The following is a 12,736-nucleotide window of genomic DNA, read 5'->3' as shown; positions in this document are numbered from 1 at the left end:
GATTGATCAGTAAAAAAGGGCGACCGCGAGGTCGCCTTTTTTGTGGGCGCGTCCAATGATTGGGTTACGGTTGAAGCCGTTCTTATAACTGCGAGTGATTTGACAAACAAAGTCTCCAAGCGACCATCGGCGCATGCTTGAAACGCTCGAAGGATGGGAGTACCGTCTGCGCCTTAGAAGGGCACCTCTGGTGCAACCGTGTGCGGGGCAAACGCTCCGAAGCGGTGCAGCAGAGAGGCTAGAAAGCGAATCCAGTAGTCTGCGCCGGGCCGTTGCCCCGCCTGCTACGCCAACCTAATTCTGGCGCCGTTTGCCCACATGCCAAAAACCAGTGCCACGCTGCTGATAATCGATGATGACGAAGTAGTGCGCGCGAGCCTCGCGGCCTATTTGGAAGACAGTGGTTTCAGCGTCTTGCAGGCCAGTAACGGCCAGCAGGGTCTTCAGGTATTCGAGCAAGACACGCCCGACTTGGTCATCTGCGATCTGCGCATGCCGCAGATGGGCGGTCTCGAACTCATCCGTCAGGTCACTGAGCGGTCACCGCAGACTCCGGTGATCGTTGTCTCGGGCGCCGGCGTGATGAACGACGCGGTCGAGGCCCTGCGCCTGGGCGCGGCGGACTACCTGATCAAGCCTCTCGAAGATCTGGCCGTGCTCGAGCACTCCGTGCGCCGGGCCCTGGATCGTGCGCGTCTGCTGCTGGAAAACCAGCGCTACCGCGAGAAACTGGAAAAGGCCAACCGCGAACTCGAAGCCAGCCTGAACCTGCTCCAGGAAGACCAGAACGCCGGTCGCCAGGTGCAGATGAACATGCTGCCGGAAAGTCCATGGGCCATCGACGAATTCAGGTTTGCGCACCAGATCATCCCGTCGCTGTACCTGTCGGGTGATTTTGTCGACTACTTCCGGGTCGACGAGCGCCGGGTAGCGTTCTATCTGGCGGATGTATCGGGTCATGGCGCCTCTTCGGCGTTCGTCACCGTGCTGCTGAAGTTCATGACTACGCGCCTGCTGTTCGAATCCAAGCGCAACGGCACGCTGCCGGAATTCAAGCCTTCGGAAGTCCTCGGTCATATCAACCGGGGGCTGATCAGTTGTAAGCTGGGTAAACACGTCACAATGGTCGGTGGAGTCATCGACGAGGAGACCGGTTTGTTGACCTATAGCATCGGCGGCCATCTGCCGTTGCCTGTGTTGTACACGCCTGACAGTGTTCGCTACCTCGAGGGGCGCGGTCTGCCCGTGGGGCTTTTCAATGAAGCCACCTACGAAGACCACGTGCTCGAACTGCCACCGACGTTCAGCCTGACGCTGATGTCTGATGGCATTCTGGATCTTTTGCCAGAGCCCACACTCAAAGAGAAAGAAGCCACTTTACCGCAAAAGGTGAAGTCGGCGGGCGGCAGCCTGGATGGTCTGCGGCAGGTTTTTGGATTGGCCACGCTAGGGGAGATGCCGGATGATATCGCCCTGTTGGTGTTGAGCAGGAATCTTTAATGAGTACCGGTAGAATCCAGTTCGCCGAGCAGGATGGCACCTTCGTCCTGAAGTTCGTCGGTGAAGTTCGCCTGACCCTGTGTTCGGCGTTGGATGCGACTATTGAAAAAATCTTCACCGCGCTGAATTTCAACGCGATCGTGATCGATTTGACCGAAACCCGCAGCATCGACAGCACCACCTTGGGCCTGTTGGCCAAGCTGTCGATCCTGTCGCGGCAGAAGGTCGGCCTGCTGCCGACCGTGGTCACCACCCACGAGGACATCACCCGTCTGTTGCAGTCGATGGGTTTCGAGCAGGTGTTCAATATCGTCAACCATCCCGTGCCGTGCCCGGAATGCCTCGATGACCTGCCGGATCAGGATCAGTCGGAAGAGGTGGTGCGGATCAAGGTGCTCGAAGCGCACAAGATCCTCATGGGCCTGAACGACTCCAACCGCGAAGCCTTCCATGACCTGGTGAATGCCCTCGAACGGCACTGATCAGCCAGAACGCGAGGCACAAAAAAGGGCGAACCTGTGAGGGTTCGCCCTTTTTGCGTTTGCGCTTCGCCGATTACAGCTTGGCTTGCAGCAGCGCCTCGAGTTTTTCCTGGTCGCGGGCAAACTGACGGATGCCTTCGGCCAGTTTTTCGGTGGCCATCGCGTCTTCGTTGGACAGCCAGCGGAATTGCGCTTCGTTGAGGCTCAGGCGCGCTTCGCCAGCATGGCCTGGAGCGAGTTTGCGCTCCAGCTTGCCGGTGTCGGCCGCCAGTTTCTCGATCAGGTCCGGACTGATGGTCAGGCGGTCGCAGCCGGCCAGTTGCTCGATCTGACTCAGATTGCGGAAGCTCGCGCCCATGACCACGGTCTTGTAGTCATTGGCCTTGTAGTAGTTGTAGATGCGCGTCACGGACTGCACGCCCGGATCGTCGGCACCGGTGTAGTCGTTGCCGTTGGCCTTCTTGTACCAGTCGTAGATGCGGCCCACGAACGGCGAGATCAGGAACACGCCGGCATCGGCGCAGGCAGCGGCCTGAGCGAAGGAGAACAGCAGGGTCAGGTTGGTCTGGATGCCTTCCTTCTCGAGGATCTCGGCAGCGCGGATGCCTTCCCAGGTCGAGGCGATCTTGATCAGTACGCGGTCACGGCCAACGCCGGCCTTGTCGTACAGCTCGATCAGGCGGTGGGCGCGTTTGAGCACTGCGTCCTGGTCGAACGACAGGCGCGCATCCACTTCAGTGGAAATGCGGCCGGGAATGACCTTGAGGATTTCCTGACCGACCGCGACGCCGAAACGGTCGCTGGCCAGGCCGACATCGCCCTTGCAGTCGCCGACGCTGGCGTTCAGCAGTTCAGCGTAAGCCGGGATAGCCGCTGCCTTGAGCAGCAGGGAAGGGTTGGTGGTGGCGTCGACCGGTTTGACCCGGGCAATCGCTTCGAAGTCGCCGGTGTCGGCCACGACGGTGGTGAACTGTTTGAGTTGTTCCAGCTTGGAAGTCATGAGCGTGCTCTGTCCTATGGGTCTGGTGACATTACCCGAGCGTCGACAGCCACTCAAGGGCATGTCGGCGTATCGAGCGCCCCGGCGGCAACAACCTGAAAACGGCTGTTTGAAAGGCGGGGCGCGTTATCGATCAATACGATGCCAAAAAGAACCACAGGTTCAAAGCAACCGACCCGCTGTACGGCTTAATCGGCGTTCAAATGCGTCGAGACCGCCGCCTGTGCCGGTTTCGGCTGGCCATCGGAGGTCAGCAGGCCGAAATTCTTCTCCCGGTCGTTGCTGCCCGACTCGCTGTTCTTCCATTCGTAAATCGACGTCAGCGGGATGTTGAGTTTTTTAACATCGGCGATGAACGCAGAGATTTTACTGGCTTGCCCTTCCGGCCCGCCGTTGGAGGAGAGCGCCGAGACGCCCCACTCACTGATGACCCCCGGCAGGCGGAAGTTTTGCTGGATGAAGGTTTGCGCGTTGCTGATCTGGGTCGCGGTCATGCCGTAGGGGTGATAGGAAATGGCGTCCAGGCATTCAGGATACGCGCCGAGGATGCTGTTTAGTGCCACGGTCGAGGCGGAGCCGGCCGTCGGCGGGCGGGCGAAACCGAATCCCACCAGGGGCGTCGATTGCGGCTTGCCTTGCAGCGTCTTGCACATGGCCGTCATGAACGGCACGAAGGTGTTTTTGAAGTCTCCGGTGGGCCAGTAGGTGTCGAGATCCGGCTCGTTCCAGATTTCGATCCCCACCAGTTGTGTGCTCCATGCTTGCTCAAGCCCGCTCACCGCGTTGGCGAACGCTTCACCGGCGGTTGTCAGGTCGCCGGTCAACGGCTTGGTGGCGCGCACAGTCATCAAGACTGGTAATCCGGCGGCTCGCGCCGCCGCGAACGCATCGCTGATCTGTTTCTGATAGGCCTTGGCGCCGAGGCTGTCGCTCCACACGCCGAAGCGCACGAAACTGAATCCCGCCGCCTTGATCTGCTCGGCGTCGGCCGGGGTGAAGTTCTGGATCTTGACCTGAACGCCGATGGTTCTGGCGGGCAGTGACGGGAACAACGTGCTGGCGTGAACCTGCGCGGTAGCACTGAGCATCAACAGGGCGGCGGCACCAAGATGTTTGAGATGTGCTGATTTCATGTCTGCTCTCCTGATGAGAATGACATCTAGCCAATTGTTATCTCGTTGCCTGTATTTCGATGACGAAGAGGGCGCGAAGTGCACGAATGTTATTTTTTGTCGGAAAACTTTCGCCTGAAAATCACAGTTATTTTTAGTCCGGTAATTCTGGTTGGGGGACTTTTAGAGGCCGTGGTACTTAATGCATCGGTATTAAGGGTGAATCTATTTCCGAGTGAAGGAAGGTCTTGCGGGTTCATTCGAATGTGCAAGGCATGTTGGCCGATTGACATTACACGGGAAAGTAAACCTTGTTCAAAAAGATTCTTGTCGTTTGCGTAGGCAATATCTGCCGAAGTCCGACAGCGGAACTTCTGTTGCGCAATGCACTGACACCCTCGGCGATCAGCGTGACCTCCGCAGGCCTGTCTGCACGGGTCGGCGAAGGCATGGAGTCGACCGCGCGCCGAGTGCTGGAAGACCGTGGGCACAGTGCCGAAGGGTTCACGGCGCGGCAACTGACAGCGGACATCGTCAATGAATCAGACCTGATTCTGGTCATGGAAAAACAACATGTTAATCAAGTACTGAAGATTGCCTCTCACGCCAGGGGCAAAGTGTTTCTGCTGGGCAAGTGGCAGAGCGAACGAGAAATACAGGACCCGTATCGTCAGGGGCAAGCCGCTTTTATTCATGCCCATGCATTGATTGAAGATGCTGTTAGCTCATGGGCGCAACGCCTGGCGCGTTGATGAATATTCTTCAGTTCAGTGAATGGTAAGAAAGACTTATGCAGTTACCGTCAGTAATCGGCACCCGCGACAACGATCAAGACAGTATTGATCTTCTCGGCATCTTCGGCAGCCTGATCGATCAGAAGTGGTTGATCGGTGCGTTCACCGGCGCGTTCATGATGACCGGTGTGGCCTATGCGATCTTGGCCACGCCGGTGTATCTGGCCAACGCGCTGGTACAGGTCGAACCGAAAAAGAACGACATGCTCGGTTTTTCCGACCTCAACAGCATGCTCGGCGGGCAATCGCCGTCGGTGACCGAAATCGGCATCATCAAATCCCGCGCGGTGATCGGCAAAACGGTCGACGATCTGCGCCTGGACATCGACGTCACCCCCAACACCTTCCCGCTGATCGGCGGCTTTCTTTCCCGGCGTTATCGCGGTGAGACCGAACTCAGCGTCGCGCCGCCGCGTTTTGGTCTGAGCAGCTACGCCTGGGGCGGTGAACGCCTGGAGTTTGCCAAGCTCAATCTGCCCAAGGAACTGCTGGGCAAGAAACTCACCCTGATTGCCGGCGAACAACATCGCTTTCAGCTGTTGGACGACAACGACAACCTGCTGGTCGACGGCGTGGCGGGCGAAGCCTTTGCGCAGGACGGCGTAGAAGGGCAGGTCGCGCAACTGTTGGCCAATCCCGGAACCCGTTTCGAAGTGGTGCGCAACCCACGAATCGTGACCATCCAGGGTTATCAGGACGCGCTGGACATCTCCGAGCAAGGCAAGGAGTCCGGCATCATCCGTCTGGCCTTGGCCAGCAGCGACGCCGCCGAAGCGGTGAAGATCCTCAACAAGATCGCCTCGCTGTACGTCGATCAGAACGTGCGCCGCACCTCCGCCGAAGCGGCGCAAAGCCTGGCCTTCCTGCAAAGCCAGTTGCCGCAGGTCAAACGCGATCTGGCCAAGGCCAGCGATGCGCTCAACGCCTACCAGACCCACGGCAAGACCGTGAACATCTCGCTGGAAACCCAATCGGTGCTCGGCCAGTCCGTGGCGCTCGAAACGCGGATTTCCGAGCTGAAACTGCAACAGGCGGAGATGGATCGCAAGTTCACCAAACAGCACCCGGCCTACCGCGCGCTGATGACCCAGATCGGTGAATTGACCCAGCAGCAGCGTTCGCTGGAAGGCAAGGTGCAGGACCTGCCGGCCACGCAGCAGGAACTGCTCAACCTGACCCGCGATGTCGAAGTCGCTTCGCAGATCTACACCCAGTTGCTCAACAAATCCCAGGAGCTGGACATCATTCGCGCCGGTGCCGTGGGTAACGTGCGCCTGGTGGATACGGCGGACGTCGACCTGACCAGCCCGGTCAAACCGAAAAAAGCCCTGATCGTGCTGATCGCCACCTTCCTCGGCGCCTTCGTCGGCGTGGCGCTGGTGCTGTTGCGTAAATCCCTGAGCAAGGGTCTGGAAGGGCCGGAAGCCATCGAGCAGCTTGGCTTGCCGGTCTACGCGTCGATTCCCTACAGCGCCCTGCAACAGGAAGAGGACAGCAAAAAAGTCCGGGCCAAAGTCGCGGCGGACACGCCGGCGTATCTGCTGGCCCTGCGCAACCCGACGGACCTGTCCATCGAATCGATCCGTAGCCTGCGCACCTGCCTGCACTTCGCCGCACTGGATTCGACCAACAACCGCATCATGATTTCCGGCCCGAGCCCGCAGGTCGGCAAGACCTTCGTCTCTTCCAACCTCGCGGCGGTCATGGCCCAGAGCGGGCAGCGCGTGGTGCTGATCGACGCCGACATGCGCAAGGGGCATCTGCACAAGACGCTGAACACGCCGATCACCAACGGCTTGTCGGATCTGCTGGTCAAGCGCTGCACCCTCGATCAGGCGATCAACAAGGTCGAGGTCGACAACCTGCACTTCATCAGCCGTGGCCAGGTTCCGCCCAACCCTTCCGAACTGTTGATGCACGCCAATTTCCGCGAACTGCTGGCGCAACTCAGCGAGCGCTATGACGTGGTGATCATCGACACGCCACCGCTGCTGGCCGTGACCGATGCGGCGATTGTCGGTCGCGAAGCCGGCATCAGCCTGATCGTCGCGCGGTTCGGGGTGAACCCGGCCAAGGAAATCGAAATGACGATCCGTCGTTTCGCCCAGAACGGTATCGAGTTGAAGGGCGCGGTGTTCAACGGCGTCGAGAAGCGTGCGGCCAGCTATTACGGCAACGGCAGCTATTACAACTACGAATACGCGTCCGACCAGTCCTGAAATTCAGCGACGGTCCTTACAGGCATGAAAGTGGGTGGGTTGTGAAAAAAATACTGCACGTGGCGGAAACGATCAAAGGTGGGGTGGCGACGGTCATCCGCACGATTTCGGCGGCTCCCGAAGACGGGCGCTATGAGCTGGTGTATCTGGTCCCGCTCGATCAGAAGAAAGAACTGCACGGCATCGATGCACAGCAGATCCGCACCTTCGCCCGAAGCGGGCGGAATGTGCCGTCGCTGCTGCGTTTTGCCTGGCAACTGGCGCGGGTCCTGCTCAAGGAAAAACCCGATGTGGTGCATCTGCACAGCACCTTTTCCGGGGTGATCGGCCGTTGCGTGTGCGTGCTCCTGCGGCCGTGGCGCAAGCCGAAGATCGTCTACTGCCCCCATGCGTTTTCGTTCCTGATGGAAAGCTCGCCGATCAAGCAGAAAGTCTATGCGTGGATCGAGCGGGTGCTGCAGAAGGTCACGGACAAGATCATCTGCGTCAGCCAGTTCGAGCTGGACAAGGCCGCGAAATTTGGCATCGAGCGCCAGCGCATGACGCTGATCTACAACGGCATCGATCACAAGAATGACGAACGCAAGGCCAACGATCCGGCACCGATTCATCTGCTGTTTGTCGGTCGCCTCGACTACCAGAAAGGCTTCGACGTGTTGCTCAAGGCCTACAGCGAAGCAAAACGCAGCGACCTGAAACTGACGGTGGTGGGCAGTGCGGTGAACGAGGACGTCGTCGAATGTCCGCCGCTGGACGGGGTGGAATACCTGCCTTGGGTGACGCCAACCGAGGTTCACGCGCTGTATCAGAAAGCCGATGCGCTGATCGTCCCGAGCCGCTGGGAAGGTTTTGCGATGGTGCCGCTGGAAGGCATGGCGCTGGGCCTGCCGGTGATCGCCAGCGACTGCACGTCGTTGCCCGAGCTGGTCACCCATGGCGTGTCCGGTTACGTGTTTCCTGCCGGCGATCACCAGGCGCTGGCCGATCGGCTGAAGAAAATCCAGAAGCCTGCGTTGTCGGCCCTCGGCATCGAAGGTCGGCGCATCGTCCGCGAGCGTTTCAGCGCCGCGTTGATGATCCGCCAGACCTACGACGTGTATTCCGCTCCCTCTTATTAAGTAGAACTCCGCTCATGAACGTAACGATTTTGCATGGCTACAGTGCCTCCAACTCCGGCGATGGTCTGCTGGTCGATCTGGCCATTGCGCTGGTGCAGCGCAACTTTGGCGAAGACACCGCGATCAGCGTCGTGGCTTCCGATCCGGACTCTTTCAAGTACCTGCCGCACCCGCGCTTTGATGCGCCGGTGATGGCGGCCAAGGGCCTGGGCCGGGTCAAAGAAGCGGTGTTCCTCAATCAGTCCTACGCAGGGCTGGCGGATCTGCTGAAAAAGACCGATCTGATCGTCGGCGTCGGCGGCGGCTACATGCGTTCGAAGAGTGCCTTCGAGCACATCAAGCTGAAACTCGGCCACGCCAAGCAGCTGGAAACCGCGATCCTCAGCAAAGTGCCGTCGGTGTACCTGCCGCAAAGCATCGGGCCGTTCCACGGCGACAGCGACAAGATTGTCGGCCACTACGCCAGCGCCGACGCGGTGTTCGTGCGCGATAACCGGTCCTCGGCGCTGTTCGATGCTTGCGAGAATGTCTACCGCGCGCCGGACCTCGCGGTGCAGGCGCTGGCCGGCAAGATCCTTCAGCAACCCAAGTTCACCCGCTGCGCCTCGACGCCGGCCACCGTATGCGTGGTGCTGCGCAAGCCGCCGGCGTGGAGCAAGGAAAAGAAACTCGCCTACGTGGCCAACCTGAAAGTGCTGCTGCAGCGCCTGAAGAACAAAAGCAAAGTGGTCTGCGCCGTACAGAGCGCCGTGCGCGGTAACGATGACGGCGCGTTCTATCGCGAACTGGGCATCACCGAAGACCTGCTGCCGTTGAAGGCAACGCTGGCCAAATACCAACCGGACCTTGTGATTTCCGTACGCCTGCACGGCGCGATCGAATCGCTGCTCTCGGGTGTGCCGGCGTATCACATCAGCTACGAACGCAAAGGCTTCGGCGCCTATCAGGACATGGGCGTCGAGGACTGGGTCATCAACGGCGGCGACATCAATGTCGACACCATCATCGACACAGTTTACGCGCCTGACGCGCTGTCGAATTTCGGCAAACGCCTGACCGACACCTGCCGCGAGATTGAGGCGAAAACCGTGGCCATGGACGACATCATCAAGGGCGTCATTCGATGATATTCCGGCTGTTGCTGCGGGGCGGGGCACTGGGCGCGAAGTTCTTGCTGGTGCTCGCCATCACCCATTACCTCGGTTACGAGGCGCTGGGTTTTTACGGCGTAGTGGTCGCGGCGTCGTTGATCGCGTCGAAGTTCTACAGCGTCGGTTTCAGTTCCGAAATCAATCGGCTGATCAGCGTGGGCGGCAGTTCGCGCCGGGTCGTGGACAAGGTGCTGCTGCTGTACCTGGCCGTGGGGCTGGCGTTGTCGGTGCTGACGGTGCTGATTTATTCATTGTTCCAGTCGGTGGAAGCGACCACCGCGCTGATCGCCTGCGTGACGCTGGTGCTGCTCACTGAACACTTGTCGTTCGAGATCAACTCGTTCGTGTTTTCCGCGCAGAAAGCCACGGCGGGTGCGCTGCTGTTTTTCATCAAGACCGGGCTCTGGGCGCTGCTGGCCGTGGGCGGGATGGCGCTCGGCTGGGTGTCCGCAATCGCCAGCGTGCTGTGGCTGTGGGTTATCGCCAACGTGCTGGTGATCGTCGCCGGTTACCTGATTGTGGTGAATGTTCATCGCGGGCGGGAAGAGGGAACCTTGGCGACGGCGGCGGTTTGGAAAGCCGGATTGCCGTTTTACCTCGGCACTGGCCTGATCGCGCTGAGTCAGTACGCCGAGCGCTTTCTGATCATCGACCTCGAACCCTACGCCAGCCTCGGTAAATACGTGTACGCGTGGTCGGCGGCCAACACCTTGCAGGCGCTGTCCTACGCTGTGGTGGCGGTGGTCGGCATTCCGCTGCTCGCCAAGCGTTATCAGGCCGATCAGCAACCGTTCACAGTCCGGCAGTTATTCGTGAATAAATGGGTCGCACGTTCGCTGGCGGTGTCGGCGGCAGTCGCGGTGGGGATTTATCTGTTCTTCAACGTGGTGCTCGATTACGTCGCCACCAGCGTTCCGCGTCCGGACAACGGCATCCTCGGCGTGCTGATTTTCTCCTTCGCCCTGCGCGCCATTGGCGACATCGTCTGGGGCGGCCTGATCGCCTCGAAAAACAGTCGGGTGTCCCTCGCCAGCGCGGCCATTTGTCTGTTGGTTTCAGTGCCGGTCAGTTACCTGCTGATCAAGCATTATTCGATCTACGGCGCGGCCTGGGGCAACGTCTTTGCGATCATCGTGCAGCTCGCCGTGATTGCGCTGCTGACTCGTGCCACGCGCGCGAAAAAGGCTGTCGTGTCATGGGCCTGAAACTGCCGTGCATCGAGTTTCGCGGCCGCCGTCTCGATTCCTCGCTGTCGTTCCTGATCCTGTTCACCGGGCTGTTTCTGTCCGTGGCGATGCCGCTGCTGGTGCCGCGCGATCCGGGCCCGGATGCGATGACCCTGTGGTCGTCCTATGCCCGGGCCGACAACTGTAATTTCTGGAACCCGTTCTCGCCGGATCGCTCGTCCTACGAGTGTTCGGCATTCCTGCTGCGGCCCACCGGGATCAACCTGACCAACGCCTGGGCCTACGGGATGTTCTGCAATTTTTTCCTCACGGCGATTCCCGTGGTGGTGTTCCGGCGCATGCCGCTGACCATCTTCGGAACCCTGTGCCTGTGGGGCATCGTGCGTTCGTTTTTCCTGGAAAACCTGACCAAGGAAATCATCGTGTCGGTGGCGGTCTTGAGCATTCTGTTCAGCTCGTTGACGCGTAAATATCGCGGCGGATTCTTCCTCTCGGCGGTGATCTATGGCGTGCTGATCCGGCCTTACTGGATTCTGTTTTCGCTGTCCTGGGTCGGCGTCTGCGTGATGAAAAAATACGTCTCGCGCACGACCTTCTTCCTGATGCTGTTCCTGTTCTACCTGGCGGTTGCGATGGCGATCCAGCTGGCGCTGGGCTTTCCGGTGTCGTCGATTCGCGCCAGCAACAACGAACTGCGTACGGCGGGCGAGGAGGGCTCCAAATCGCTGATCGTCTCGTGGCTCAGCGGCAGTGACTTCGTCTCGCAGGCCCTGGACTCGATGATCATTTTCTTCCGGTTGTCGTTCCCCGTTGAGCTGATCCTGCTGTCCGGGCCGGGTCAGGTGATCTTCGTGGCGTTGATGATCATGACTGCGCTCCTGCTGTTCAAAGTCATCACCTCGACCGATTACAAGGGCGCGCCTATCCAGACCAAACCCAAGGAACTGATCGCGATTCCGCTGGCGTTCCTGCTGGTCCAGGGCTTGTTCGAACCGGACTTCGGCTCGTTCGCCCGGCACTTTTCGATGGTGGTGCCGGTGTTGTTTGTGGGCCTGGGTCTGATGCTGCGGGCGAACAAACCGGTGAAGGTTGAATCAAGAATTCTGAATTGAGGCGGGTGCTTTATGTCGAGCAAGAAAAAGTCCCTGGAGATTGAAACCCTGCGCGGCCTGGCGTGCCTGTTGCTGGTGCTCTATCACGTGATCGGGCCGTTGGGCGGTGGTTTGAAAATCGACATCGGCTCGCCGTTCCGGGTGATCGCCGATTCGATGGTGTACGTGCGCATGCCGCTGTTCACCTTCATCTCCGGCTACATCTATTCCCTCTACAAGATTCGCGGCAATGACTTTTCCGCGTTCTTCAGCGGCAAGGTGCGGCGCCTGATCGTGCCGCTGTTTTGCGTGGGTGTGCCGTTCTCGGTGTTGCAGGCGGTGGGGCCGGGCGTGAACAAGGACGTCAGCGTGATGGATGCGTTGTTGTCGTTCTACGTGCCGATCAACCACTTCTGGTTTCTGCAGGCGGTGTTCATCATTTTCATGTTCGTCGGCCTGCTGGAATGGCGCGGGTTGCTGCGTACACCGACGCGCCTGTACCTGTTGTTCGCCTTCTCGGCGGCGGTGTTCCTGTTGCCGCCGTTTCCCGTGGATGCGTTCGGCATCAACGGGGCGATTTATCTGCTGCCGTTCTTCGTGGCGGGCATGATCGGCCAGGAGAAAGTCAGCGAGCTGAAGCAGACGTTCAAGGTGATCGGTCCGCTGGTGTTTGTGCTGATCTCGCTGACGCTGCTGTACGTGGCGTCGGTGGACCGCGAGCTGATCGTCGACCGCCGCAGCCTGATCGGCCTGGCGGTGGGCTGCGTGTCGTGCATTGCGTTGCTGTCGAGTGACATGCGCTCGAAGGCGCTGACCTGGCTCGGCGGTTACTCCTATGCGATTTTCCTGTTTCATGTGCTGTTCGCCGCCACGTCGCGCTCGATCCTCGGCCGCTTGGGCGTGAAAGACGAAAGCGTGCTGGTGTTCTGCGGTTTGACGTGTGGTTTGCTCGGGCCTGTGGTGTTGTCGATGATTTTCAGTCGGTTCAACTTCACTTCAGTGTTGTTTCTCGGCGAACGTGCGGCGACGAAAAAGAAACCGGCGGCGACCATCGCTCCGGTGGCGCAGACCCGATGAAGGAA

At 59.6% G+C, this 12,736-nt stretch carries 11 protein-coding genes; 9 read left to right on the top strand and 2 right to left on the bottom strand.

Features of this window, described 5'->3' with window-relative positions; genetic code table 11:
* Nucleotides 1–318: 318 nt before the first annotated feature.
* Complete coding sequence (rssB, locus tag ABFB52_RS19995; protein ID WP_129973234.1) at nt 319–1,500, top strand: two-component system response regulator RssB; 1,182 nt, start codon at nt 319–321, stop codon at nt 1,498–1,500.
* A complete protein-coding gene (gene rssC, locus ABFB52_RS19990) occupies nt 1,500–1,982 on the top strand; it encodes an anti-sigma factor antagonist RssC (protein ID WP_003226553.1) in 483 nt (160 codons plus the stop codon). Before rssB ends, rssC begins: the two co-directional genes overlap by 1 nt.
* 73 nt (nt 1,983–2,055) lie before the next feature.
* Here the strand turns inward: rssC and tal are convergent, their stop codons facing one another.
* Together tal and ABFB52_RS19980 are read right to left on the bottom strand one after the other, a co-directional pair.
* Complete coding sequence (gene tal / locus ABFB52_RS19985) at nt 2,056–2,982, bottom strand: transaldolase (protein ID WP_129973235.1); 927 nt, start codon at nt 2,980–2,982, stop codon at nt 2,056–2,058.
* Nucleotides 2,983–3,170: 188 nt separating this feature from the next.
* A complete protein-coding gene (locus tag ABFB52_RS19980) occupies nt 3,171–4,115 on the bottom strand; it encodes a glycosyl hydrolase family 5 (RefSeq protein ID WP_129973236.1) in 945 nt (314 codons plus the stop codon).
* Between the two features lie 290 nt (nt 4,116–4,405).
* Here ABFB52_RS19980 and ABFB52_RS19975 point away from each other — a divergent pair, with 290 nt between their 5' ends.
* Genes ABFB52_RS19975 through ABFB52_RS19945 form a run of 7 tightly spaced genes read left to right on the top strand, consistent with a single transcriptional unit; the run spans nt 4,406 to nt 12,731 of the window.
* Nucleotides 4,406–4,846, top strand: coding sequence for a low molecular weight protein-tyrosine-phosphatase (locus tag ABFB52_RS19975; RefSeq protein WP_129973237.1), 441 nt, complete (start codon nt 4,406–4,408; stop codon nt 4,844–4,846).
* Between the two features lie 38 nt (nt 4,847–4,884).
* On the top strand, nt 4,885–7,107 hold the full coding sequence (locus ABFB52_RS19970; RefSeq protein ID WP_129973238.1) for a polysaccharide biosynthesis tyrosine autokinase: 2,223 nt from the start codon (nt 4,885–4,887) through the stop codon (nt 7,105–7,107).
* A 41-nt stretch (nt 7,108–7,148) separates the two neighbouring features.
* Nucleotides 7,149–8,225, top strand: a complete 1,077-nt coding sequence (locus ABFB52_RS19965; protein ID WP_129973239.1) for a glycosyltransferase — start codon at nt 7,149–7,151, stop codon at nt 8,223–8,225.
* A gap of 14 nt (nt 8,226–8,239) precedes the next feature.
* A complete protein-coding gene (locus ABFB52_RS19960) occupies nt 8,240–9,352 on the top strand; it encodes a polysaccharide pyruvyl transferase family protein (protein WP_007951622.1) in 1,113 nt (370 codons plus the stop codon).
* Nucleotides 9,349–10,581, top strand: a complete 1,233-nt coding sequence (locus ABFB52_RS19955) for a polysaccharide biosynthesis C-terminal domain-containing protein (protein ID WP_129973240.1) — start codon at nt 9,349–9,351, stop codon at nt 10,579–10,581. The genes ABFB52_RS19960 and ABFB52_RS19955 overlap by 4 nt, the downstream gene beginning before the upstream one ends.
* Complete coding sequence (locus tag ABFB52_RS19950; protein ID WP_011335164.1) at nt 10,572–11,675, top strand: hypothetical protein; 1,104 nt, start codon at nt 10,572–10,574, stop codon at nt 11,673–11,675. The genes ABFB52_RS19955 and ABFB52_RS19950 overlap by 10 nt, the downstream gene beginning before the upstream one ends.
* Before the next feature lie 12 nt (nt 11,676–11,687).
* Entirely contained in the window at nt 11,688–12,731 is a 1,044-nt protein-coding gene (locus ABFB52_RS19945; RefSeq protein WP_129973241.1) for an acyltransferase, read from the top strand.
* Nucleotides 12,732–12,736: the final 5 nt, after the last annotated feature.

This window comes from Pseudomonas sp. 9.2(2024) (assembly GCF_039695385.1).
In the GTDB taxonomy this organism is placed as follows: Bacteria; Pseudomonadota; Gammaproteobacteria; order Pseudomonadales; family Pseudomonadaceae; genus Aquipseudomonas; species Aquipseudomonas paraglycinae.
Note: the sequence above shows the minus strand (reverse complement) of the source record. Positions and strands in the feature narration are given on the sequence as shown.

Excerpts from the sequence above, each read along its gene's own strand:
- rssB (WP_129973234.1), top strand. The coding sequence starts at position 319 with ATGCCAAAAACCAGTGCCACGCTGCTGATAATCGATGATGACGAAGTA.
- rssC (WP_003226553.1), top strand. The coding sequence starts at position 1,500 with ATGAGTACCGGTAGAATCCAGTTCGCCGAGCAGGATGGCACCTTCGTC.
- tal (WP_129973235.1), bottom strand. The coding sequence starts at position 2,982 with ATGACTTCCAAGCTGGAACAACTCAAACAGTTCACCACCGTCGTGGCC.
- ABFB52_RS19980 (WP_129973236.1), bottom strand. The coding sequence starts at position 4,115 with ATGAAATCAGCACATCTCAAACATCTTGGTGCCGCCGCCCTGTTGATG.
- ABFB52_RS19970 (WP_129973238.1), top strand. The coding sequence starts at position 4,885 with ATGCAGTTACCGTCAGTAATCGGCACCCGCGACAACGATCAAGACAGT.
- ABFB52_RS19960 (WP_007951622.1), top strand. The coding sequence starts at position 8,240 with ATGAACGTAACGATTTTGCATGGCTACAGTGCCTCCAACTCCGGCGAT.
- ABFB52_RS19955 (WP_129973240.1), top strand. The coding sequence starts at position 9,349 with ATGATATTCCGGCTGTTGCTGCGGGGCGGGGCACTGGGCGCGAAGTTC.
- ABFB52_RS19950 (WP_011335164.1), top strand. The coding sequence starts at position 10,572 with ATGGGCCTGAAACTGCCGTGCATCGAGTTTCGCGGCCGCCGTCTCGAT.
- ABFB52_RS19945 (WP_129973241.1), top strand. The coding sequence starts at position 11,688 with ATGTCGAGCAAGAAAAAGTCCCTGGAGATTGAAACCCTGCGCGGCCTG.